Here is a 25356-nt window from a genome sequence, read left to right on the forward strand (position 1 = left end):
GTGGCAAAAGACGAGTAACTAGTAACAAGTAAAATGAGTTATTAGTAACTTGTCCCAGTCGCTAGTTATTATTTGATAGGAGTTGATAGATATGTCTGGTCATCGTCCAGAGCGTCTTGCAGAATTGATAAAAAAAGAAGTAAGTGATTTGTTACAAAAGGATATTAAAGATCCACGGATAGGATTTGTTACTGTAACTGATGTTGAAGTATCTGGAGATTTAAGACATGCTAAAATCTTTGTTAGTATTTTAAATGGAGATAAAGAGGAGACTATGGCAGGTTTAGAAGCTACTACAGGTTTTGTTCGTAAAGAATTAGGTAAGAGAATTAGATTGCGCCATGTTCCTGAAGTTATCTTTAGATATGATAATGCAATCGAAACAGGAACTAGAGTCTTTAAGATCTTAGAAGAGATAAATCAGGATAAAAAAGATGGGATCGATGAGCTTGAAGAAGATTAATGAAATCATTAATTTGATTAGAAAGAATAATAAATTTCTAATTACAAGTCATGTCAGTCCAGATGGTGATAATTTAGGTTCAGTTACTGCATTAAAGTTAGCTTTAGAGCAGATGGGTAAAAAAGCAGTAATGATAATAGATGATACTCTGCCAAGCTCTTTCTCTTTTCTACCTGATATTGATAAAATTATTTCTTATGAAAGTGATATGGAGGTAGATTTTGATCTATGCTTCATATTGGATTGTAGTGATTTTAAACGGATTGCTAGAGTTGAAGAGCTCCTTGCTGATAAAACAATTATTAACATTGACCATCATGGTGATAACCCTTCTTTTGGTGATTATAACTTATTGGGTGATGTTGCAGCTACAACAGAGTTAGTCTATCAATTAATATCGGAAATTGAAGAGATAAAGATGGACAAAGAAATTGCTACTGCTATAGCTACAGGATTGATTACTGATACAGGATCTTTTCGTTATTCTAATACAACAGCTCAGACCCATCAGATTATGGCAGACTTGTTGACCTATAATGTCAACACAGCTAAGATCTGCAAAGAGGTTTTTGATACATACTCTTATGCAAGCTTAAAGTTAAAAGGTAAGGTATTAGAAAATCTTAAAGTTGATGATTCTGGAAAAGTAGCTTGGATAAAGGTCAGTCAAGATTTATTAAAAGCCACTGGCTCTACTTTAGAGGATGCTGATGGATTGGTAGATTATCCAAGAAGCTTAGCTGGTGTAGAGGTAGGGGTTTTATTTAAAGAGGTTGAAGATAGTACTGTTAAAGTCAGCTTAAGATCTAATTACTATTTCTCTGTTGATAAGATAGCCCATCAATTTGGTGGTGGAGGTCATTCAAAAGCTGCAGGATGTACTATTAATGATACTTTAATTAAAGCAGAAGATGCTGTAATTTCTACAATCAAAAAAGAACTAAGTCAGGTGAACTAGTATGAAAGGAATTATCAACATTTTAAAACCTCCAGGAATGACATCTTTTGATGTTATCTTCTCTTGTAGAAAGCTTTTTGGTATAAAGAAGATTGGCCATGCTGGGACTTTAGACCCTGGAGCAGCAGGAGTTTTAACTATTTGTATAGGACGAGCTACTAAAGTCGTCCCTTTTTTAACAGAAACTCGTAAAGTTTATAGGGCAGAGATGGAATTTGGTACTGAAACTACTACCCTTGATGCTTTTGGAGAGGTCACAAATCAAGTTGAAGATTTTATGCTAAATGAAGAAGAGATTAGAAAGGTTTTAGATGAATTTAAAGGAGAGATTGAACAGGTTCCTCCAATGTATTCAGCTATTAGGCATAAAGGGAAGAGACTTTATGAATTAGCACGACAGGGTAAGAAGGTTGAGCGAAAGCCTAGAAAAATTACTATCTATGATTTAAAGTTGATAGATTTTGATGGTCAGAAGTTAATCATAGATGTTGAGTGTTCTAAAGGAACTTATATTAGAACATTATGTGCTGATATTGGTAAAAGATTAGAGATAGGTGCTTATATGTCCTTTTTAGTTAGAACTAAGGTAGGAGAATTTTCTTTAGATAAAGCAATAACTCTAGAAGAACTTGAATTTTTGGTAGCCAAGGATAGAATTGAAGAAGTCCTTGAACCATTAGATAAAGCTCTGGAACATTTGAAGGCGATTAAGGTTAAGTCAGAATTTGATGAACCCATCAGTAATGGAGTATCTATAGAATGGGACAACTTAGCAACTAAATTAAATGATGAAGTGGAAGTTGGAGAGAAGTTTAGAGTCTATAATTCTGCGGGGGATTTTATAGGTGTTTATACCTATCATAATAAGGATATCTTTAAACCTGAAAGAATATTTGTTTAGATATCTAGATTGACTTTGAGTAGAATTTGAACCTTACTTTATTCTCAAATTTAATCTTAATTACCTCTTGAAAGGAGAGGTGTACTAAATGGAGATATACTACAATCAAACTAGAAATCGACCTACAGTAATGACCTTAGGAACCTTTGATGGAGTACATTTAGGTCACCAACATATAATTAATTTAGCAGTAAAAAGAGCTAAAGAGTTAGATTATGATAGTTCATTATTTACCTTCTTTCCCCATCCTTTACAAACTATATCTCCTGATAAGGCTCCTAAGGCTTTAACAAGTTGGAGCCAAAAAAGAAATATTATTCAAAATCTAGGAATAAATCAATTGATTGTACAGAAGTTTGATGAAGACTTTTCTCAAATGCCTTATCAGATATTTATAGAAGACTATTTAGTGAAGCGTTTTAAAGTAAAGGAGATTATTGTAGGGGAAGATTTTAGATGTGGATATCGTGCTCAGGGTACTCCAGCCAAGCTAAAAGAGTTGGGGAAAGAATTAGGGTTTGAAGTACAATCTGTTCCAAGCATAAAAATCAATAATCAAGATATAGGTAGTACTTATATTAGAAATTTGATTTTAGATGGTAAGGTTTCAAAGGTCAAAGAACAATTAGGTAGGAACTTTTCCTTGGATTGTAAGGTGGTCAAAGGTGATCAACGGGGAAGAAAACTTGGTTTTCCTACAGCCAATTTAGAACCCCTAGCTGATTATGTTCTACCACCTCTAGGGGTCTATGCTTGTCGTGTAAAGCTAGCAGACAAGATCTATGGTGGAGCTGTTCATTTAGGTGTTTTACCTACCTTTGATAAGAATAAGTTCAGTATTGAAGTTTATATTCTAGACTTTAATCAAAATATATATGGACAGCGTTTAGAATTGGAGTTTGTAGAAAGGATTAGACCTGAAGAAAGATTCCCTACTGTAGAAGGGTTAATAGATAGAATGAAAGAAGATGTTAGAGTTACTAGAGAAATTTTGAGTAATACAGATCAACAATTGGAAAATTTTAATAAATATTATGGTTAAGATTACTATAAAGATGAATATTATTAGTAAAATTTATAGAATTTATTAATCTAAAAAAATATTTAATATAGTTTACATTTAAGTATTATTATGCTACAATATTATATGGAATTAACCATTAACTAGGTTAGTCGTTTCCCAGCGATTGACTTGGTAATTGGGGATTTGGAAAAATAGGGGGGTGAAAGTTAATGTTATCTGAAGCAAGAAAACAAGAAATCATTGAGAAATATGCTATTAACGAAGGTGATACTGGTTCAGCTCCAGTTCAAATTGCTGTTTTAACAGCAAGAATTAATGAACTTACTGAGCATTTAAAAGTACACAAAAAAGATCATAGTTCAAGACGTGGTCTATTAAAGATGGTTGGAAAGAGAAGAAGATTACTTAAATACCTAAGAAATAAAGATATCGAGCAATTCCGTAATTTAGTTGCTGATTTAGGTATTAGAGCAAAATAGTAGATTATTAAGAGCGGGAATACCCGCTCTTAACTTTTAATAATTGAACAAAATTTGTCAATAAATCCATTTTCATAATTAAAATAGTTATTACATAATATAAAGATCTAATATGATTAAAATACTTAATATTATCTAAGAAATATGGATAAACTATAGATTACTATAATGGTTTATTATCTACATTACCTTAGTAAATATAGTGGTTAAAACAAATAATGAGATATTTTAGTGGTATTATTATTTTTTATAATTATATTATTAAATACATAAGATAAGGATAGCTTAATATAGAAGGGAGTTAAGAATTTATGTCACATAAGTGGTCAATGGAATTTGGAGGTCGAGATTTAACGATTGAGACTGGCAAATTGGCTGAAATGGCTAATGGTTCAGTTTTAGTAAGATATGGAGAGACTGTAGTTTTAGTAACTGCAACTATGTCTGATCCTCGTCCTGGTATGGACTTTTTTCCTTTAATGATTAATTATGAGGAAAGATTATATGCTGTTGGAAAGATACCAGGAGGGTTTATTAAGCGTGAAGGCAGACCAAGTGATGCAGCTACTTTAGCAGCACGCTTAATTGATAGACCTTTACGTCCTTTATTCCCAAAAGGATTTAGAAATGATGTACAGATTGTGGCTACTGTATTATCTTTAGATTTAGATAATCCTGCTGATATTGCTGCAATGATAGGAGCTTCTGCTGCTTTATCTATTTCAGATATTCCCTTTGAAGGACCAATTGCTGGTGTAAAAGTAGGTTTAGTTGATGGAGAATTTGTTATCAATCCAACTATTGAACAGTATGAATCTAGTGCCTTAGATTTAACAGTAGCAGGTACTGGTGATGCAGTAATGATGGTAGAAGCTGGAGCTAATGAAGTTTCAGAAGAAGATATGATTGAAGCAATAGGTTTTGGACATCAAGAGATTCAAAAATTGGTTGAATTTCAAGAGAAGATTGTTGCAGAGATAGGTAAAGAGAAGGTAGAGGTAGAATTACACGTTGTAGATGATGAAGAATTGGAAGCTGAGATTAGAGATTATATAGGTGATAGGCTAATCAAAGCCTTACAGAATCAAGATAAGAAGACACGTGGAACTGAAAAAGATGCGGTCTATAGTGAAGTAACAGAATACTTTAGAGATAAATATCAGGAAGCTGAAGATTTAGATGAGATTATAAGTAAGACAAAGTATTATTTAGATAAAATTTCCAAAGAGTCGATCAGAAGCTTGGTATTAAATGAGAGAATTAGAGTTGATGGTCGTAAGCTAGATGAAGTAAGACCTATCTGGTGTGAAGTAGGAATATTACCTAGAGTCCATGGTTCTGGGGTATTTACTCGTGGACAGACTCAAGCTCTTACAGTAGCAACTTTGGGTGCTGTAGGTGATGAGCAGGTATTAGACGGATTAGAAGATCAAGAATCGAAGAGATATATGCACCATTATAACTTCCCACCATATAGTGTTGGAGAGACAAGTCCATTGAGATCTCCTGGACGAAGAGAGATTGGACATGGTGCTTTAGGTGAGAGGGCACTTAGACCGATGATTCCTTCTGCTGAAGAGTTCCCTTATACTATTAGAATGGTTTCTGAGGTACTATCTTCTAATGGTTCTACTTCTCAAGCAAGTATCTGTGGTTGTACTTTAGCTTTAATGGATGCAGGAGTACCTATTAAGGCACCAGTTGCAGGAATTGCTATGGGATTAATGAAGGAAGGTGATAATGTAGCTGTTTTAACTGATATTCAAGGTTTAGAAGACTTTAATGGGGATATGGACTTTAAGGTAGCAGGAACTGAAGATGGAATCACTGCTTTACAGATGGATATGAAGATTAAAGGTGTTTCTAAGGAGATTTTAAAGGAAGCCTTAGAGCAAGCTAGGATAGGAAGGCTTCATATCTTAGGTGAGATGATGAAGGCTATTTCTAAGCCTCGTGCTGAATTATCACCATATGCTCCAAGTATTCTTACTATGAGTATTGATCCTGAAAAGATTAAGGATGTTATCGGTAAAGGTGGAAAAACAATCAAAAGCATCGTTGATGAAACAGGAGTTAAAATTGATATTGAAGATGATGGAACTATCTTTATTGCTGCTGAAAATCAAGAAGCTGGTCAAAATGCAATTAATATGATTGAACAATTGACTAAAGAAGTAGAGGTTGGAGAGATGTATCTAGGTGAGGTTAAACGTACAACAGGTTTTGGTGCCTTTGTAGAGGTCTTACCAGGTAAAGAGGGTCTAGTTCATATCTCTAAATTAGCAGATGAGCGTGTTGAGAAGGTAGAGGATATTCTTAAAACTGGAGATGAAGTACTCGTTAAGGTAATTGGTATCGATGATTTAGGTAGAATAAATCTCTCTAGAAAAGATGCATTAAAGCAGGAAAATGAAGGAAGTAAATAAATTCGAATAGATTATTAGAGATTCTAAGACATAAACTGGAGTTATTCTAGTTTATGTTTTTTAATATTATTGGTCATTATTAATTTTAGAAACTATTGAATTGAGGTGATATAATGAAATTTGGAGTTCATACGTCAATTGCTGGAGGAATTGATCAAGCAGTAGTTAGAGCAGCAGAGTTGGACTGTGGAGCCTTTCAAATATTCTCTACTAACCCTAGAGGTTGGAAGGCTAAGGAGATAAGTGATAAAGAAGCTCAATGCTTTAAAGATGCTCTAATTAAATATAATTTAGGAACTGTCGTAGTCCATACCCCTTATTTAATCAATTTAGCTTCACCTAAGGAGCATATCTATGATAAATCTATCAAGGCCTTAATTGCGGGTATAAAGAGGGCTGATAAGATAGGAGCTAAATATATGGTCTTACACCCTGGAAGCCATACAGGAGCAGGTATTGACCAGGGGATAGAGAATATTGCAAAGGGACTAATTAGAGTAATAACAGAGACTGATCCAGAAGTTAATATTCTCTTAGAGAATGTAGCTGGAGCAGGGACTGCAATTGGCAAGAGTATTAAAGAGCTAGAAAGAATAATAAAAGAAGCAGATAACCATAAACAGCTAGGAATCTGTTATGATACCTGCCATGGTTTTGCCGCAGGTTATGATATTAGAGAAGAGGAGGAAGTAGATATATTGTTAGAGGAGATTGATTCTCGAATTGGTCTTAAAAGGTTAGGTGTCATTCATGCCAATGACTCTATTGGTGAATTGGGATCAAATAAAGACCGGCATCACCATATAGGTGAGGGGAAAATTGGATTAGAAGGTTTTAGAAATTTAGTTAACCATCCACAGTTAAAGGATAACGCCTTTATTTTAGAGACGCCAGTTGATGAGCAGAAGAATGATCAAGATAATTTGACCATTATTAAAAGTTTAGTAGAATAAGGAGCTTTGATATGAATCAAAAAGAGTATTTACAAGAGGTAAGAGACTTTTTTGCACCAGGAAATAAATTAGATTCCTATTTTGATAAATATGAATATCGTCCTGAGCAACAGAAGATGTCAGTTAAGATTGCTGAAGTCTTCTCTAAAAAGGAGCATTTGTTGGTAGAGGCAGGGACTGGTACTGGGAAATCTTTGGCTTACTTAGTGCCAAGTATTTTAATGGCTTTAAAAGAAGAAGAGAAGGTTGTAATCTCTACTAATACAATCAATTTGCAAGAACAATTAATTAAAAAAGATATACCTCTATTACAAGAAATCTTCAATTTAGATTTTAAAGCAGTCTTAGTTAAAGGAAGAAAGAACTATATCTGTATTAGAAGGCTGGTTCAGTTTGGAAAATCAGCCCAGTTGGATAATCAAGGTTATAATACATTATCTAAGATTCATCATTGGGTCTTAGAGACAGAAACAGGTTGCCGTTCTGATTTGGATTTTAGAGTTGGCTATGACATTTGGGATAATATCTCTTCTGAGAGTGATTTATGCTTACGGGCAAGTTGCCCTTATTATGAGCAATGCCATTTTATGTTTGCTCGTGAGGAAGCCCAAGAAGCCGATATTTTAGTAGTAAACCATCATATATTATTTGCAGATTTGGCTTTACGCCAAGAAAGAGGCTTAGATGGTGAAAATGCCGTATTACCTCCTTATAAGCAGGTAGTCTTTGATGAAGCTCATAATATAGAGGAAGTAGCTACTAGTTATTTAGGATTTAAGGTCAATAGAAAGGGATTTATCAAGCTTTTAGAATCTCTTTATAATTTTGATCAACAGACAGGTGTATTGTTACAGACTAGGGTTACAATTAGTAGTCTAAAGAAGAGTATTAAGCAGAATTTTCAGCAGAATATAGACAATAAATTAGTTCCTTTAGTTAGAAAGGTAAATGACTTAAGCCATAGTTTGTTTAACAATTTAATTAGATTTATAGATAATAATACTAAGGGTAGAGATAGGAAATTAAGATTGATAGAATCCATTAGAGATGGTCAATATTGGCAAGAAAGTCTAATAGTTGAGTTTGATAATTTATTAATTAATTTAAATGATTTAGGTAAGAATCTAAGTGAGTTATTAGAAGATATAGAGTTTTATGAGGATGAAATAGATGAAGTAGAAGCAGTAAAATTAGAATTAAATGCTAAGATAGAGTCGATTTTAAAAGTAGGTGCTGATATTGCTGAATTAATAAACTTTCCTGAAGAGGATTATGTTTATTGGTTAGAAGGATATGATGAGGATTGTAGTTTACATTCTGCTCCTTTAAATATAGCCCAACAGTTGCAAGATAGCCTCTTAGGTAAGATGGATTCAGTTATCTTGACCTCTGCTACTTTAACAGTGGATAAATCCTTTGAATTTATCAAAGATAATTTAGGGTTGATAGAAGAGAATGTAGAGACTTTGGAGGTTGGAAGCCCTTTTGATTATAGGAATCAATTAAGATTAGGAATTGCTAAGGATTTACCCCAACCCAATCATCCTGCCTTTATAGATGCTGTAATTGCTAGTATTAAAGAGGTTATTCAAGCTACTAAAGGAAGGACTTTGGTTCTTTTTACTTCTTATGGAATGTTAAATAAGGTTTATGATGTACTAGAAGCTCAGTTAGATAGTTTAGAAGTTAATAATATCTATTGTCAAGGTATGAAGTCTCGTCAATACTTAGTTGAAGAATTTAAGAATAAAGAGAAAGCTGTCTTATTAGGAACATCAAGCTTTTGGGAGGGAGTAGATATTCCTGGTGAAGAGTTGAGTTGTGTGGTTATTGTTAAGCTTCCTTTTGTAGTTCCAAGCGAGCCTGTAATATCTGCAAAGATAGAGCAACTAGAAGCAGTAGGTGAAAATCCATTTATTAAGTATATGGTACCTAAAGCGGTAATTAAATTTAAGCAAGGCTTTGGTAGGTTGATTCGGACCAAAGAGGATAAAGGATGGATTGTAATCTTAGATAATAGAGTGATTACTAAAAGTTATGGTAAGATATTCTTAGATTCTCTACCTAATGGATGCCGAATACTGACAGATAATTTGAATGTCTTGAGTAATAAGATTAGAGAATCTATTTAATTTTGGCAGGGATTAGTGATAATCTTTACTTTATTTAACAAGAAGGTTTTAGATTATAGGTGTAGAAGTTTAATAGTTAGTATCTAAATGATATAATAACTTAAATAAACTAATTGTTATAAACCATTATGGTAGGTTATTATATTATTTTATTGGCTATAAAATGTTTTAGGGGGAGGCATGTAGTAAAAGATGAAAATAAAGGTTATTATATTTTTATGTCTTATGTCAGTTTTTTTAATTGGAGTGGAGGTTGCTTTGGCAGCGCCAACTTTTAAAGTCGAGTTGGTCTATACTGTTTCACAGGGTGATGCTTTAATCAATATAGCTAAAAAATTTGGTGTAACTGTTGATGAAATTAGAGCTGCCAATGATCTTTCTAGGAATCAGTTTATTAGAGTTGGGGACAAGCTAATTATCCCTGAAAATTATAATTTAAATGTCTATGACGAAGTTAAAGATGATGTTGAATTTGTTCTTTATAAAAAAAAGGACGAGCTTAGTCAGTATAAATTAGATTCTAACCAGCAATATACAGTTAAGATAGAGAATAATAAGAGAAAGAAGATAGATGTAAGACATTTAAGGACTTTAAACTATTATATCAAACCAGGAGACAATCTTTATGATTTGGCTAGAGAGTTTAATACTACCATAGATGTACTTAAAGCATTAAACAACCTTGATAATTCTATAATTCGATTAGGTGATAGAATTAAGTTGCCTATTAATAATTTAACACCTAAGGAAGTTTTATACCATACTATCAGTGATGAGGAGTTTGAATTATTGGCTAGATTGATTCATGGTGAAGCTCGTGGTGAGCCTTATATTGGTCAAGTGGCTGTAGGAGCAGTTGTTTTAAATCGAGTGATAGATTCTTATTTTCCTAACACAATAACAGATGTTATTTATCAACCTAAACAGTTTAGTCCCGTAGCCGATGGGCAGATTAATCTAAGACCCAATAGAACAGCATATAGAGCAGCTAGAGCAGCATTAAAAGGAGAAGACCCAACAAGGGGGGCTCGTTACTTTTATAATCCTCGGACTGCTAAATATCAATGGTGGTTTAAGACAAGAGAGACTATAGTTCAAATTGGAGATCATGTCTTTGCTAAATAAATAAAAGGTCAGAATCTTTAAAGATTCTGACCTTTTATTCAGGCTGTTGACAAAGTTATTGTCAACAGCCTTTTCTATTTATGGTATAATATAATTGACAATATATCTAAAAGGAGAAATAGAATTATGTTTGTATCTCAAGAGAAAAAACAACAACAATATGAATTTGTAACAATAGAACAGTTAGTTCCAGAAGATCATCTTCTAAGACAAATAGATAGATATATAGATTTTACTTTTATTACTGATATAACTAAAGACCTATACTGTCATGATAATGGAAGACCATGTATTGACCCTATTATTTTATTTAAAATGCTTTTTATAGGTTATTTATATGGGATTCGTTCTGAAAGACAACTAGTAAAAGATATAAAAGTAAATATGGCTTATCGCTGGTTTTTAGGATATTCATTAACAGATGAAATACCACATCATTCTACTATAAGCCAAAATCGTATAAGAAAATATAGGGAAGCTAATATAGCAGAACAGATTTTTGATGAAATTGTTAGACAAGCTATATCCTATGGATTAGTTAGTGGAAAAGTGCTATATACAGATTCAACTCACATAAAAGCAAATGCTAATAAACAAAAATTAGAAGTACAAACATATTTAAAAGAACCTAAAGCTTATCTTGAAGAATTAGACGAAGCAGTTACTATAGAAAGAGAGAAACACAATAAGAAACCTTTAAAAAAAAAGAAGCATAAAGCTGAACTTAAAGAAAGAAAAGTTAGTACAACTGATCCTGATAGTGGATACATGTTTCGAGATAGAAAACCCAAAGGTTTTTTCTATCTCGACCATAGGACTGTAGACATAAAATATAATATTATAACAGATGTAACTGTAACTGCTGGCAATGTAAATGACGTTGACCCTTACTTAGATATATTAGATAAACAGATAGAAAAATTCAATTTTGATACTAAATATGTAGGGTTAGATGCTGGTTATTATACAAATTATATATGTAAAGAATTAGATGAAAGAAATATTCAGGGAGCAATCGCTTATAGACTAGGCCCACATGTAAAATATAAATATACTAAAAATAAATTTAATTATATTGCTGAAAAAGATATTTATACATGTCCCGCAGGACATGATTTAAACTATAAAACTACAACTAGAGATGGCTATAATGAATATGTATGCTCTAAAGAAATCTGCCAAAATTGTTCTCATAAAGATAAGTGTTTATCAGAAAAAGTTACTTTCCGTACTATAAGGAGGCATGTTTGGGAACATTATAAAGAAGATGTTAAAGAATTTATGAGAACAGATAAAGGAAAAAGTATCTATAAAAAAAGAAAAGAAACTGTTGAGCGAAGTTTTGCAGATGGAAAAAATCTGCATGGACTTCGCTATTGTCGTATGCGTGGAAAGAAAAATGTTGAAGAACAATGTTTGTTAACAGCATCAGTTCAAAACATGAAAAAGATCGCAAGCGTTCTTAAGCGTAGAGAAAAGAACTCTATTCTTCTAAAATCAGATAATAATATTAAATTTTTATTACTCTCTAAATCAATTTTAACTAAATTCAGCTATAGAAAAACCCCCACTAAAAAATTAGTGGGGGTTTTTCATCAATCTCAGGTCAGAATCTTTAAAGATTCTGACCTTTTATTGTTAAATTTTCCAATATAGAAGTATTTCTTAAATATAAAGTGATTGTATTAATCTAACTCTTTGAACCAAGGGTATCTATCAAATAATTTTTCAAATCCAATTGCTAAATAGAACTCTTTATCTGTAGCTACGTAGGCAACTGTAGCTCCTAATTTACTACATCTTCTAATTCCTTCTAATACAGCAGCTTTTCCAAGACCCATCCTTCGATAACCTGGATCAGTTGCTACAGGTTCGACATAGGCAATTTTGTTGATAGGATCATACCACATCCCACAATATGATACAAATTCTCCATTAGGAGCTTCAACTACAATATTTAATTCTTTTCTGTAGTTTGGAGCAGATTGCATCAGTTTGCGACCTGCTAAATCTGGATTTGGTTCTCCTTGATGGTCAAATCCTCGCCAAAGTACTCTGTTTACTTTATTTAAATTATTATCATCAGCTAAGCTCTTAAGTTTAAAGCCTTCTGCTAACTTAATCTCTGGAAAGATTTTAGGAACTTGATATTGGGACATTGCTTCTAAATATTGGTCTCCTCTTTTAAAGCCCATAGATTCAGCAATAGCTTGAAAATTAGTATCATTATCTTTAATATAGACACTTACATAGGGTTTACCTTGATCTGATATTCCTGATAGATTCTCTTCAGAATATCTGAGCATTTCACTCTTTAAGTGAGAATAATTGGGATCTAACTGTATATAAACTGTTCCTAAATGATGTTCAAAGTGTGCTATCCCCACAATCATTCCATCATCTTCCCAAATGCCAATCTTATCAAATTTCTTATCCAGTTTATTTACAAATAAATAAGGGTGATAGTGCATATATTCCCAGCGTGGCTGTAACCAGTTGATAATCTCTTTACCAGGTTTATAAGTATTAACTAAAAAATCTCCAATTAATTTAAAGTCTTCTTCATGATTATATTCTCTAACCTTAATTGTCATATTCAGACCTCCTTGATATTAATGAATAATAATATTTTAAAATTATTCTCTGTCTAATTTATTAGGTCTGCATAGAACAAAAAGACTGTAAATAGGGCTATACCTACTTACTGTCTAAAATTAATACTTCACTATATAAGTAAATTAAGGTTAATAGTCAAAGTAAAGTTTAAATTTTAGTTCTATAAGATGAGTCTTGCTACTTAGTATTAAAAGAAGTGCATGACAAATAAACCTAATAAATTAGGTATTCTAAAAACTTCTCTTAAATTAATTTTCCTTTACGAAAATCAATTAGTAAGTAGTAATAATCACCTTATAAAACCTCCTTTTATTTTTATATTACAATTATATCATAATATAGTTAATTAAATCAAAGATAATTTACAGAATAGCTTATAAATAGCATTAAAATTTAATTGCTATTACAGAGTTAAGCAAAATTTACAAGTCAAAAAGATTAATAGGCTAATATAAAGTCAAACATAATAGTAGATAAGCTAGAGCTTAATCAAAATAATAATGGAGGTGTTTATATTCAGTGGAAAAGAATATATTACAAGAGATAACCAAAAAACCGATTTCATCTCAACAGATTACTAAGGATATATTCTTAGTAGAGTTTCCTTTAGTCAATGCCATTTTAGTTGGAAACCCTCAGGCTGAGAGTGGTGAATGGGCTTTAATTGGTGCCGGTATGGCACATACTGCTAAAGCTATTATTAAGGAAGCAGAGAGCTACTTTGGTAAAGGAAGTCAGCCTACATCAATTATTCTAACCCATGGTCATTTTGATCATGTTGGAGCTATAATTGAACTTACTAATCAATGGAATTGTCCTGTTTACGCCCATGAACTGGAGTTACCATATTTAAAAGGGGAGAGGGATTATCCACCTGCTGACCCCAATGTAAGTGAAGGATTAATAGCACAGATATCACCTACTTTTCCTAATCAGAGCATTAATTTAGGTGATCGTGTTCAAGCATTACCTGCTGATGGAGGGGTACCAGGGATGTTTGGTTGGCGTTGGATTCATACACCAGGTCATACGCCAGGTCATGTCTCTTTATTTAGGGATGAGGATAGGATTTTTATAGCTGGAGATGCAATTACTACCTTAAAACAGGATTCCGCTGAAGCTGTTTTAAGTAAGGAGAAAGAGGTAAATGGTCCTCCTGCTTATTTTACTACCGATTGGGATTCAGCTAAAAATTCAGTACAGGCTATCAAGGATTTAAATCCAGAGATGGTGATTTCAAGCCATGGCCTACCTATAAAAGGAGAAGAATTAAGAGAACAGTTAGAGAATTTAGTGGCAAACTTTGATAAGGTAGCAGTACCACAAGAAGGGGTTTATGTTTAAGGCAAATTGTTAAAGTTAATGTTTAGAGTAGGGAAAATAGCGGAATAGTTGCTAGGGTTAGCAACTATTCCGAAAGAAGTTTGGAGTGGGGTATTAAGTTTTGGAAGAGGTTGCATATAACGTTCCCACGGTTCAAGATCGTTCCCCTCTATTTAACCACTCTTCTATATTTTAACATATTAGACTCAGTAAAAATTCCCCAATTCGTATAATGAAAAGGGGAATGTCTGGAACCGCTGTGTTATGTGAAGTTTCATTCGTTTTCCAATAATTCGCTTAGTGATTCAGATATACCATTTTCAACCAAACCACCATGATAGCAAATAAGCTTGCTTAATTTCATATCGCTAATTTTTCTAATACTTTTCATACATTCATCAATATCCAGTGTGAACTCTGGATTAGCAATTATGAGTCTATTATTTTCAAATGCTAATGCATCTCCTGTAAACAATATTGATTCACTTTCAAGAAGTATCGATTGATGTCCTGGTGTATGACCTGGAGTTGATACTACTTTTACTCCTTTTGCAATATAATCACCATCACCCACAATTGTATTTACCTTGACTGAATTAATTGTTTTTAGATAGTTAGCAAACGCTTCACCAAATTCCTTCTCTTCTTCATTTAAAGATTCATTATATTCCTCTGCTTGAATCAGTCTCAAAGATTTCTCTGTACCCTCTACAAAAGGTTTCTCTATCTCAGATGTTATTATTTCTACTGAAGGATTATTCTCCTTCAATTGCCCAATTGAACCAATATGATCATGATCATGATGCGAAATAAAGATTTTTGTCAAATCACGCATAGTGAATCCACATCTTTTCAATTCCAATTCAATTTGTTGTAACTGATTTGGATATCCAGCATCACACAAAATCAACTCTTCTCCTTCTTGTATTAGAAGGGGATGTACTTCAATCAAATCTTTACCCATGTCAAACTTCAATGTCAATATATTATACATTCTCATAAGTCACCTCTAAACCAGTATATTTTATTTTGCGGTATTATTCTATGTCTAAGAATGAAATTTCCACATAATTCGTATATTAAGAAGTACTTTGCTAATACCCTATGTATATCAATAATACCAACTATCTTATTTATTTCAATATTTTAAATTTAATCTCCTCTATTTCGTAATATAATTTTCTCTCGTCACTGAACTTCCCAGAAAGTATATTTATACTACTAAATTCAATAAAAATCCAACAACTTCCTTTGATAAACTTAGCTTACATATATTATAATTATAAGAGTGAGATAAATATATCAAAGGGAGGTGTAATGATTGAAGAATGGGACTATACTGGTTATGGTTATTGCTATAATATTACTTATGGGTTCTTCAATTATTGCTGAGGCGTACACATTAGGTTCAAGAACATTAATGTTTGGTAAAGTTGGAGAGGATGTTAAAGAGTTACAGATCAAATTAAATCAATGGGGCTATAGTGTAGGTGCTCCCGATGGTATCTATGGAAAGGGAACAGAGAAGGCAATAATTCAGTTCCAAAAAGATCAAGGTCTAGTAATAGATGGAATTGCAGGTAGAAATACAATTAATAAATTAAAAGCAGAAAAGTATATTAAATACTCTGTTAAACCAGGAGATACTTTAGTAAAGATTGCTAATAAATTTAATACTACAGTTTGGAAGATTAAAGTGAATAATAATTTAAATACTGATGTCATTTACGTAGGAGAGAGGTTGAATATCCCACAATCAGGTCCTAATACAACTTCAGCTTATGCTATTCAAAGCAAATCTAATTATAGATTGCATATAACAGAAGAGGAGATGGACTGGTTGACAAGGGCTGTTTACTCTGAAGCAAGGGGTGAGCCTTATAAAGGACAGGTTGCTGTTGCGGCTGTTATCTTAAATAGGGTATTACATCCACGATTCCCAAATACAATTAAAGGTGTTATCTTTGAACCATGGGCATTTACAGCTGTTCATGATGGTCAATTCTGGTTAGAACCTAAGGGTACTGCCAGACAAGCTGTAGTAGATGCTTTAAAAGGCTGGGATCCAACAGGAGGAGCTACCTTCTATTATAATCCAGCTAAAGTAACTTCCTATTGGATTTATACTAGACCAGTTATTACACGAATTGGAAGACATTATTTTGCAACTTAGTATATAAAAAGCCTTTCTCTAAATTTAGAGAAAGGCTTTTTATATATTTGTTCTATCATTTCAATTTTAACGATTAATGGTTATATTGCGACACTTTTAAACCTCACCCCCTTTCGGGTCTATCTACCATTTCATGCAAAATCAGCCTCTCCTTAACTAATGAGAGGGGGAAGATACTATATTTTCTTTTATTCCCTCTCTTAGGAGAGACCGGTTTTGTATGAAGGGTTAGGGTGAGGTGTGAATTCTAAAAGTGTCGCATTATCTCTAAATTGTGTTAGTTTTTACACTAGCATAAGAGATTATATAGTATTAATTAGCAGATTTTTCGAATATAGATAAATATAGATGTTTTAAATAGAGAGAGTTATTTTAAATTTAACAAATTAATTTTAGATGGGGTGGATTTAATTGAACTTAGTATTGAATCTGTTAATTGGTATTGGATTAAGTGCAGCTTCGGGCTTTAGGGTATTTATTCCCTTATTGATAATGAGCATTTCAGCTTTATCAGGAGATTTGATATTGGCTGAAAATTTTGAATGGATAGGAAGTTATTCAGCTTTATCTGTTTTTATAGTGGCAACGATTATAGAGGCTGCTGCTTATTATCTTCCTGCAATAGATGAATTTCTAGAGAAGATTTCCAAGCCAGCCACAATGGTGGCAGGGACTATTATTATGTCTTCGTTTATTGTAGATTTAAGCCCTATGTTAGGTTGGGTATTAGCAATTATTGCTGGAGGGGGAACTTCAGCACTTGTAAATGAACAGAGATTGGAGAGCAAAAAGAACTCTATAACCGCAAATACTATTAATTTAAAGAGTCTTTTATTCAGTACTAGAGAAATCTGTAGTGCAGCCTCATTATCACTGTTGATGATGCTTGCTCCTATAACTTCATTTTTAGTTTTTTTTGTTATAGTAGTTCTGTTAATTAAGCAGATATTTTAACTTTTAAACAAAAAAATAGGTCAGTTCTTATCTGACCTATTTCATTTTAAGGGTGTATCGAAATATAACTCTCCATTATTGAAATCATTGCCTTCTATTAACACTTTTACTTTTTTGATCTCTGGTAACTGAGTTAAGGAGTAGATAATAGATTTAACCTTCAATAACTCTCCGTTACCACCTGAGTAGCTTAAAATTAACTCTTCATTAAAATTAACATAAGCAATATTATCTTCGATGTTAAGATTTAATAATTTGGTTGATCTAGGAATTAATCTCAAATGCTCCTTTAGCTGAGGACCTTCTAATAATTTATTAATAATCTGTGTAGCTACTTCTTCAACAGTTGATTTACCTTTAGAGTTACTTGCTTTTAAACTGTTAAGTTTAAGCTCTTCTACGGCTAAATCTTCTATACCTTCTTGACTATAGACACCATAATATAAGTTAATATAATTCTTAGAATTACCAGTCATAGTAGGGCTGTTTTCGTTCTCTATACTCAGGTCTAGATTACTATTAAAGTACTCTATAATTCCTTTACCAATAGCTTCAGCGATTTTTTCCTGTTCTTTAGGGTCTGATATTCTCTTTCTATCTTTGGGATTGCTGATAAAGCCTACTTCAACAATCACAGCTGGAACAGGACTTTTGCGAAGCACATAATAAGGACCTTCCTTGATCTTTCGATAATTCTTTGGTTGAATTTCTATTAGCTTCTTCTGAATAAAATCTGCTAGTTTCTTACTCTCTTCTGAATTTGCTTTGTAAAAGGTCTGTCCTCCAAAGGATTTAGAACCAGGGAAGCTATTAACATGAATACTTACTAGAAGATCTGCTTTATTCTCTTTAACTACTTCAACTCTATGAACGATATCTTTATTTCTATCCTTTTGATAAAGTTCATCATTAGTTCTAGTCATTATTATATTAATATTGCCTCGACCATCGAAGAACTTCTCTAGCTTTTTTGCTATAGATAGGTTAATATCTTTCTCTAGAATATCACCATGGTTTGTTCCTGCATCTATTCCTCCATGTCCAGCATCAATAACGATAGTTTTATCAATATCTGACATTACTGTAGTACTTTTTACCCTAAAGGTAATAAAGAAACTTAATATAAAGATAGCTAGGATAGCTAAAGCGATATTTAGAGGAGTGATGAAGAATACCTTTATTCTTTTCATATAACAACATCCTTTATTTAGAGATTACTTATAAAAGTATATTAAATAAAGGTAATAATATTCAGAGAAAAATATTCCATCTTTATTCCTTTCATAATAGTTTTTAGTTATTACATATATTTATAGTAGGTAAAATTATTAGGTTTTGCCTAATGGCGAGTTACGTTTTCAGCCCAAGGCTACTTCTTCGGGTTTGAACAGATAACCCTTCGTGAAATTTTAATTTTTATGGTTCTCCTACGGAGCGTCCTTAATGAAAAAGTAACTAAACCTACGGGTTCATTCTTAAATTTATTACGAAAGGTTTTTAGTAAAAACCTTAGGGAACCCTTCGTGATCCTACAGGGAATATAGTGTAATTCCCTTTCGTGCAAAGCCAGTTCAATCAAGAAGAAAATATACCTACGAGTCTAACCTACAGGTTTAAAAAGCAAACCCTTCGTGGTAAACCCGATCAAGACTTTCAGTGGCAGAGCCGACTCACTACGCAATCAACACTTTTGAGGTTAATAAATTTGAAAGTTCTGATTCAAAGATTAACTTAAATTTATTATTTCTTGAGAATGCTTGCTTCGTTCAAACATTAATTTTCTTCGGCTTAAAACCATTCAATTATTAATTTTTGATTTAATCTTTTCCATTTTGAAAAGTGTCGATATCTATTGAGATAAATTTACTTAAATTTTCAAATTCTAAAATTTATTATTAGAATTTATTCATTAAATACTTTTTTATTAATGACAAAGTTATAAAGAGTTATTCCTCTGCATAAGTACTTAGCAGAGAAGGAGGCGATTAATAAATGGATATAAAGTTGACTAAAAAAGATTTGCTGGTCTTTTGTGTTGTGTTAAGTGTGACCTTCTTTTTATTGGGTCTATTTGTTAGTGATACTTTTAATAATCCTGCAATTAGAGTTAGTAGTAATAAATTGGTTCCAATCTATAAGGTAGGTACTGAGGAGAAGAAGGTGGCGATTACCTTAGATGGAATGTGGGGGGCTAAAAATACTCCTCGCTTATTAGAGATTTTTAGGGAGAATGATGTCAATATTACCTTCTTTTTCGGTGGGAATTGGCTAGAGGAGTATCCTCATTTGGTAAAAGAGATAGCTGCTAATGGTCATGAAGTTGGTAATCACAGTTATACCCATCCTCATATGGCTTCTTTAAGTGCAAGCCAAATTGAAGAGGAACTAAATAGAACTGGTGAGATTATTAAGAATTTAACTGGCAAGCAACCAACGGTATTCCGTCCACCCTTTGGTGAGTATAGCAATCAGGTAATTAAGAGTTGTGATAAGTTAGGTTATTATCCGATTCAGTGGAGTATAGACTCTTTAGATTGGAAGGATGTGAGTGTTGATTTTATAGTTAAGCGTGTTCTTGATAATTTAAGTCCTGGAGATATAGTTTTAATGCATAATAATGCTAACAATACTCCAGAAGCTTTGACTAGATTGCTTCCAGAGTTAAAGAGGAGAGGTTATGAGATTGTACCAGTCTCTGAACTGATTTATAAAGATAATTATTATATTGAAAGCCATACAGGAATTCAAAAGAAGAGAGGAGCTGAATAGAAATGTCTCGAAGGAAGGTTAGAATATTTTATTTACCTTTAAATAGAGATGTAATCTTAGGTTTTGTCGGACTTGTAATTTTATTAAGCTTTGGGTTTATTCATTTTGATAAGTCTAATAATATTAATGAACAGGCTGTATTTAGTCAACAGAATAAGCCAATTTATAATGGTCCTGAGGATAAGCAAGCTATGGCTTTAACGATTAATGTGGCTTGGGGAGAAGAGTTTTTACCATCAATGTTAGATACCTTGGATAAATATAATGTTAAGGCTACCTTCTTTTTTGTAGGAAGATGGGTAGAGAAATTCCCTGATAAGACAAAAGAGATTCAGAAGCGGGGGCATGAATTAGGGAATCATGGTTTCCGACACCTTCATCCCAAACAGCTAGATAAAGAGCGCTTAATCAAGTTAATCAAAGATAATGAAGAGCTGATCAACAAGACTACTGGTTATAAGACTGACCTGTTTGCTCCACCTTATGGTGAGGTTGATGATAGAGTGGCTCAAGTAGCAGCAGAGATTGGTTATAAGACGATTATGTGGAGTGCTGATACAATCGACTGGCAGCGACCAGCACCTGATGTTATTATCAATCGAGTAATTGATAAAGCCAGTAATGGTGGAATTGTTCTGATGCATCCAACTAAGCCAACAGCAGAGGCTCTACCCCAGATTATTGAAAGGTTACAGAGTGAAGGATATAAGTTAGTAACTGTCTCTGAGTTGTTGGAGTAAGGTGAGTATATAATTATGGGGAAGAAGGAGGGAACTTTATATAATCTACAGAAGGGGATAATAATCTTAAGTGTAATAATCTTGGTTGTTGTCCTACTTTTAGGATTGGTTGCTGAAGTAGATAGGTTTATTAGGATTATCTGGGGTGTAGAAAAGGGAGTTGTTTGGGAAAATCAAAATTTGAGTGGATATTTAAAAAAAGAGGTTAAGTCTTTAATTTATTATTATTCTAAAGATCATGTAGTATATCCAGTGGATGCTACTATTGATCCTAAGAGTGGAAAGATTCTTTCAGAGATTAATGGTGAAATTATAGACATTACAGCCAATTTAGAGAGTATATTTAATGCTAAAGAGAATACAGAGTTAGAATCGATTAAATATAAGATTAATCCGTATCTTTATCGCCAGGATTTAGAGAAGATAACTAAAGTTATTGGTATTTATAAGACTATTATAACTGGAAGGAAGGAGAGAAGGGAGAATATTAGAGTAGCTGCTGAATTTATCAATAATCAGATAGTCTTAGCTGGAGATACCTTCTCTTTTAATGAAGTTGTAGGTCCTAGGACTAAAAAAAGGGGATTTAAAGAAGCCCCTGAAATTATCAATGGTGAATTGAGCTTGGGGATAGGTGGTGGAATCTGTCAGGTCTCTAGCACCTTATTCAATGCTCTAGAAGCTGAGCAACTTGAGATTATAGAACGCCATACCCATTCTAGAGATATCAGTTATGTTCCTGCTGGCAAAGATGCTACTGTAGCTTGGGAGTATTTAGACTTTAAATTTAAGAATAACTTTACAAAACCCATTATTGTTAAATCGCAGATATTAGGGAATCAATTAATAATTAAAATTTTAGGTAGTAGTGAGTTAAATTGACAAGTTATAATGAAGAAGGTACAATTTAGTGAGGGGTGAAAACGCCTATTGTATTTCACTGCTCACTAACTATTGAAATAGGAGGAGTACATAATGAAGATTCAGATTAAGCGACTAAATGATAAGGCAATTATACCTAAATATCAGCATGGTAGTGTTGAGGATGCTGGAATGGATTTACACTCTGTTGAAGCAGGAGTTATCAAAGCAGGAGAGTATAAAATCTTCAAGACTGGAATTGCTATCAGCTTACCTAGTGGATTTATGGGAAAGGTAGCACCTAGAAGTGGACTAGCTTTAAAATATGGAATTACAGTTTTAAATGCTGAGGGTTAATATTAAATAATAAATTTTGGGAGTATAAAAAGAAAAATGGAGGTATTAATATAAATAATTTCAATCCTAATCTCAAACTTTTTAAATAAAAATTAAATGAGTTAGGTACATTTAAGGAAATTGCAAATTATTATGGAGTAGACCGACATAACCTCTTATAACTAAGACTTGGAGAGAATACGGTATGTCGGGTATATACTATTGATGAAAATTAGTTTGATAAGATTAATTTACCATAAAAAGAATATTTTATGGGGTTTATTATGGGAGATGGTTGTATTTATAATAGAAAACAGGGTAACTATCAAAAAATGATAGATATTGTCATTCATAAAAATGATTCTGAAATATTAGATATGTTTAAAGAAGAAATTAAAACTGAAAAACTTTATTTTATTTCGAAAGATAATATAGCAACACTTCAAATAGTAAGTGATAGGTTATGTGATAATTTAATTTCACACAATATTCTGCCTAGAAAAAATAATAATCCTCAACCACCTAAAAATATACCAGACGAATTCAAGAGTCATTTTATCAGAGCTTTATTTGATAGTGATGGATGTATTTATAAAGGTGGAGATAGATTGTGTGATTACGAATTTCAATTTTGCGGAAGCAAAGAAATTGTTTCTTATTTTCAAAGTTTTTTAAAAGATTATGATATTAATTTAAAGATATATCAAGACAAAAGAAAAAATAAATACAATAATTCCCATTATTATATTAGGACACAAGTAATAAGTGATTTGCAACTTATCAGAAAATTAATTTATGATAATTCTCAAGATTTTAAATTAAAAAGAAAAAGAAAACTTTTTGATATTTTTTAGCCCTCATAAAATCGCAGAATTAAGCGGGAAAGCCCTGCAATAAGGGTAACCCGAACCGAAGGCTGAATTTAAAAGTACAGTCAGGGGCAGAGCATAGGCGGTGAAACTTAAAATAAATGAGAATATAATCCGCCCACGAGGCTGCGACTCTTTGAAAAAGAGAAAAGATATGCCGAGCTTACAGGTAACTGTAAGAACTAAAGGATAAAAAGCCTTTAGGATAACAAAACTGACTATTGATCCAGGGTATCGAGGAGAGATTGGAATTGTCTTGATTAATCATGGAAAGGAAGATTTTAAGGTCAATCAAGGTGATAGAATAGCCCAATTGATTATAGAGAAGTATGAAAGTGTAGAGTGGGAAGAGGTAGAAGAACTATCTGAGAGCCAACGTGGTGAAGGTGGCTATGGTCATACAGGAGTTTAATGTACAAAATTATAATTATTATTAGAGGGCACAGCAATGTGCTCTTTTTATTATGGTAATAATTAATATTTCATTCTATTACTAGCATAAATATAAAGTAGGTTATTTTTTGCTTGTCACATAATGGGGATATTGCGATAGTTTTACTTCAGTGTATAGTGTAAAGTTGATAGTGGATAGTTAAATTCAAAAGCTCACACCTCACCCCTTAATCCCCTACGAGTAATACAGTTCAATTACTCTTCGTATACAACCAGTCTCTCCTTGACTAATGAGAGGGGAAACTGTTTTTCTTCTTTGTTCCCTCTCTCCGGGTCTAGCGACCACTTCGCAATAAAAAACATTTCCTAAGAATAGGAGAGACCGGTTTTGTATGAAGGGTTGCTAAACCCTGAAAGGCTAGGGTGAGGTATGAAAAGTGTCGCAATATCTATTTATTTGTATATACAACTTTTTCTAATAGTACAATTTATTAGTATGGTATTATTTAAGACAGTAACAAGTAATAAAATATCTTTTTACTCGCAACTCATTACTTGTTACTCGTCATTAAAGTAAGGAGGGATATTATGAATCTAAGTGAATTAGAAGGAAAAGAAATAATAAATATTTATGATGGTAATAGAATTGGGATGATAGCTGGATCTGATTTAGTCTTTAATCCTAGAACTGGAGAATTGGAGTCGATTTTGATTCCTCAACATAGTGGGATATTGAGTATATTCAGTTCAGAGAAGTATCTATCTATCCCTTGGGACTCTATAATAAAGATAGGAGAACAAGTGATAATAGTAGATTTAAACTCTGATAACTACGAGCAATACTTTACCCAATTTGAATATTAATAACTGCTCTGGATAGACTATAACTGTAGTACTAAATCACAAAAAGGAGGTCATTATGCCTCTATTCAGTATAGGAGATGAATTAAATATGGATAACAATAAGGTTGTAGGATTATTCCATCAAGAAGAGGAAGCAAAAAAGGCAGTGGAGGCTATTAAAGAATTGGGTATTGATGAAGGTAAAATATCTTTAGTAGTCAAGCAAAATCAAGATGATGATATGGAAGCAGGAGAGGTTGGGAATGTAGAAGATAAGCAGGATGAAAATGCTGAAGGAGAGATTTTAGAGAATAGTCAAGAAGTAGGTACTGATGCAGCAGAGATAGGGGGGGCTGGACAGAATCTAGTCAATGCAGGTGCAACAGATGGAGCATTGGTAATAGACTCTTTGGCTAATGCTGGAACAGGAGATGCAGGATATGGAGAGAAGGATATGGAAGTAGGAGAGTTAGGTATTAAGGAAGATAATGAAGGTAATGAGAATGGTAAGGAAGCAGATATGGAAGCTGGGGGATTAGGTGTAGCAGGAGAAGCCATAGAGAAAGGTCAGGCTTTAGTAGATGGTACTGAAGTTGATAACTATGGTGAAGGTAATGATATAGAAGCAGACTATGTAGGAACAGAAGGTCAAAACCTAGTAGATGGTACAGCTCTAGGTGGAGCTTTAGGTGGAGCAGCTGGTTTGTTGGCTGGAGCAGGATTATTAGCTATTCCAGGGTTAGGACCAGTTCTAGCAGCAGGACCAATAGCAGCAGGATTGGCAGGATTAGCAGCTGGTGGGGTAGCTGGTGGATTGATTGATTATGGAATTGACCAGCAAGATGGTGAGAGATATGGTGCAGAGATAGAGAAAGGTAAGGTATTAGTAGCAGTAGAAGATGATGATGAAGAAAGATTAAATGATATTGCTGCTAAGCTAAAAGAATCTGGAGCATATGATATAGCAAATCATTAAAAGTATTGGTCTTGTTAAGTTAATTTAGAAAATATAATAAAT

General features: G+C 33.0%; 22 protein-coding genes and 2 pseudogenes. 21 read left to right on the forward strand and 3 right to left on the reverse strand.

The features are described 5' to 3' along the window. Positions 1-91: 91 nt before the first annotated feature. The 10 genes and pseudogenes from rbfA to U472_RS06585 all read left to right on the forward strand — a co-directional run. Entirely contained in the window at positions 92-463 is a 372-nt protein-coding gene (gene rbfA, locus U472_RS06540) for a 30S ribosome-binding factor RbfA (RefSeq protein WP_068716717.1), read from the forward strand. Beyond that, positions 444-1421, forward strand: a complete 978-nt coding sequence (locus U472_RS06545; RefSeq protein ID WP_068716718.1) for a DHH family phosphoesterase — start codon at positions 444-446, stop codon at positions 1419-1421. Before rbfA ends, U472_RS06545 begins: the two co-directional genes overlap by 20 nt. A gap of 1 nt (position 1422) precedes the next feature. Beyond that, positions 1423-2322 (forward strand): tRNA pseudouridine(55) synthase TruB, encoded by a 900-nt coding sequence (truB, locus tag U472_RS06550; RefSeq protein ID WP_068716720.1) that lies wholly within the window; start codon positions 1423-1425, stop codon positions 2320-2322. Between the two features lie 88 nt (positions 2323-2410). Beyond that, positions 2411-3364, forward strand: coding sequence for a bifunctional riboflavin kinase/FAD synthetase (locus U472_RS06555; RefSeq protein WP_068716722.1), 954 nt, complete (start codon positions 2411-2413; stop codon positions 3362-3364). Positions 3365-3555: 191 nt separating this feature from the next. After that, a complete protein-coding gene (gene rpsO / locus U472_RS06560) occupies positions 3556-3825 on the forward strand; it encodes a 30S ribosomal protein S15 (protein WP_068716724.1) in 270 nt (89 codons plus the stop codon). Positions 3826-4136: 311 nt separating this feature from the next. Next, on the forward strand, positions 4137-6251 hold the full coding sequence (locus U472_RS06565; RefSeq protein ID WP_068716726.1) for a polyribonucleotide nucleotidyltransferase: 2115 nt from the start codon (positions 4137-4139) through the stop codon (positions 6249-6251). Positions 6252-6364: 113 nt separating this feature from the next. Further along, positions 6365-7204: a deoxyribonuclease IV gene (locus U472_RS06570; protein ID WP_068716728.1), complete on the forward strand. Its 840-nt coding sequence runs from the start codon at positions 6365-6367 to the stop codon at positions 7202-7204. A gap of 11 nt (positions 7205-7215) precedes the next feature. After that, complete coding sequence (locus tag U472_RS06575; RefSeq protein ID WP_068716730.1) at positions 7216-9336, forward strand: ATP-dependent DNA helicase; 2121 nt, start codon at positions 7216-7218, stop codon at positions 9334-9336. A gap of 192 nt (positions 9337-9528) precedes the next feature. After that, positions 9529-10461 (forward strand): cell wall hydrolase, encoded by a 933-nt coding sequence (locus U472_RS06580; RefSeq protein ID WP_068716732.1) that lies wholly within the window; start codon positions 9529-9531, stop codon positions 10459-10461. A gap of 126 nt (positions 10462-10587) precedes the next feature. Further along, positions 10588-11925: pseudogene (locus U472_RS06585) on the forward strand (IS1182 family transposase); the annotation flags it as partial. 221 nt (positions 11926-12146) lie between these two features. Here U472_RS06585 and U472_RS06590 read toward each other — a convergent pair. Continuing rightward, the gene (locus U472_RS06590) at positions 12147-13055 is read right to left on the reverse strand and encodes a GNAT family N-acetyltransferase (protein WP_068716734.1); all 909 of its coding nucleotides are present in this window, start codon (positions 13053-13055) and stop codon (positions 12147-12149) included. Positions 13056-13596: 541 nt separating this feature from the next. Between U472_RS06590 and U472_RS06595 the strand changes: the two genes are divergently transcribed. Then, entirely contained in the window at positions 13597-14421 is an 825-nt protein-coding gene (locus U472_RS06595; RefSeq protein WP_068716736.1) for an MBL fold metallo-hydrolase, read from the forward strand. Positions 14422-14674: 253 nt separating this feature from the next. Here U472_RS06595 and U472_RS06600 read toward each other — a convergent pair whose 3' ends face one another. Next, positions 14675-15400, reverse strand: a complete 726-nt coding sequence (locus U472_RS06600) for an MBL fold metallo-hydrolase (protein WP_083189786.1) — start codon at positions 15398-15400, stop codon at positions 14675-14677. Positions 15401-15721: 321 nt separating this feature from the next. On the opposite strand from U472_RS06600, the gene sleB reads away from it, so the two are divergent. Together sleB and U472_RS06610 are read left to right on the forward strand one after the other, a co-directional pair. Then, the gene (gene sleB / locus U472_RS06605; RefSeq protein ID WP_083189787.1) at positions 15722-16573 is read left to right on the forward strand and encodes a spore cortex-lytic enzyme; all 852 of its coding nucleotides are present in this window, start codon (positions 15722-15724) and stop codon (positions 16571-16573) included. A 411-nt stretch (positions 16574-16984) separates the two neighbouring features. After that, positions 16985-17527 (forward strand): DUF4126 domain-containing protein, encoded by a 543-nt coding sequence (locus U472_RS06610; RefSeq protein WP_068716738.1) that lies wholly within the window; start codon positions 16985-16987, stop codon positions 17525-17527. Between the two features lie 41 nt (positions 17528-17568). Here U472_RS06610 and U472_RS06615 read toward each other — a convergent pair whose 3' ends face one another. Then, the gene (locus U472_RS06615) at positions 17569-18717 is read right to left on the reverse strand and encodes an N-acetylmuramoyl-L-alanine amidase (protein WP_068716740.1); all 1149 of its coding nucleotides are present in this window, start codon (positions 18715-18717) and stop codon (positions 17569-17571) included. Positions 18718-19519: 802 nt separating this feature from the next. On the opposite strand from U472_RS06615, the gene U472_RS06620 reads away from it, so the two are divergent. The 8 genes and pseudogenes from U472_RS06620 to U472_RS16740 all read left to right on the forward strand — a co-directional run bounded on the left by U472_RS06620 (position 19520) and on the right by U472_RS16740 (position 25314). Further along, positions 19520-20296, forward strand: a complete 777-nt coding sequence (locus U472_RS06620; RefSeq protein WP_068716742.1) for a polysaccharide deacetylase family protein — start codon at positions 19520-19522, stop codon at positions 20294-20296. A 2-nt stretch (positions 20297-20298) separates the two neighbouring features. Next, on the forward strand, positions 20299-21036 hold the full coding sequence (locus U472_RS06625) for a polysaccharide deacetylase family protein (protein WP_068716743.1): 738 nt from the start codon (positions 20299-20301) through the stop codon (positions 21034-21036). Positions 21037-21051: 15 nt separating this feature from the next. Next, positions 21052-21918 carry a VanW family protein gene (locus U472_RS06630; protein WP_068716745.1) on the forward strand — a complete coding sequence of 289 codons (867 nt, stop codon included), beginning with the start codon at positions 21052-21054 and terminating at the stop codon, positions 21916-21918. 93 nt (positions 21919-22011) lie between these two features. After that, positions 22012-22254 carry a dUTP diphosphatase gene (locus U472_RS06635; protein ID WP_083189788.1) on the forward strand — a complete coding sequence of 81 codons (243 nt, stop codon included), beginning with the start codon at positions 22012-22014 and terminating at the stop codon, positions 22252-22254. A gap of 263 nt (positions 22255-22517) precedes the next feature. Further along, positions 22518-23087, forward strand: coding sequence for an LAGLIDADG family homing endonuclease (locus tag U472_RS06640; RefSeq protein WP_068716747.1), 570 nt, complete (start codon positions 22518-22520; stop codon positions 23085-23087). Positions 23088-23319: 232 nt separating this feature from the next. Beyond that, positions 23320-23514: pseudogene (locus tag U472_RS06645) on the forward strand (dCTP deaminase/dUTPase family protein); the annotation flags it as partial. Positions 23515-24083: 569 nt separating this feature from the next. After that, positions 24084-24359: a YlmC/YmxH family sporulation protein gene (locus tag U472_RS06650; protein WP_068716749.1), complete on the forward strand. Its 276-nt coding sequence runs from the start codon at positions 24084-24086 to the stop codon at positions 24357-24359. A gap of 55 nt (positions 24360-24414) precedes the next feature. Beyond that, complete coding sequence (locus tag U472_RS16740) at positions 24415-25314, forward strand: hypothetical protein (RefSeq protein WP_176714113.1); 900 nt, start codon at positions 24415-24417, stop codon at positions 25312-25314. Positions 25315-25356: the final 42 nt, after the last annotated feature.

The sequence above is a fragment of the Orenia metallireducens genome, assembly GCF_001693735.1.
GTDB lineage: Bacteria > Bacillota > Halanaerobiia > Halobacteroidales > Halobacteroidaceae > Orenia > Orenia metallireducens.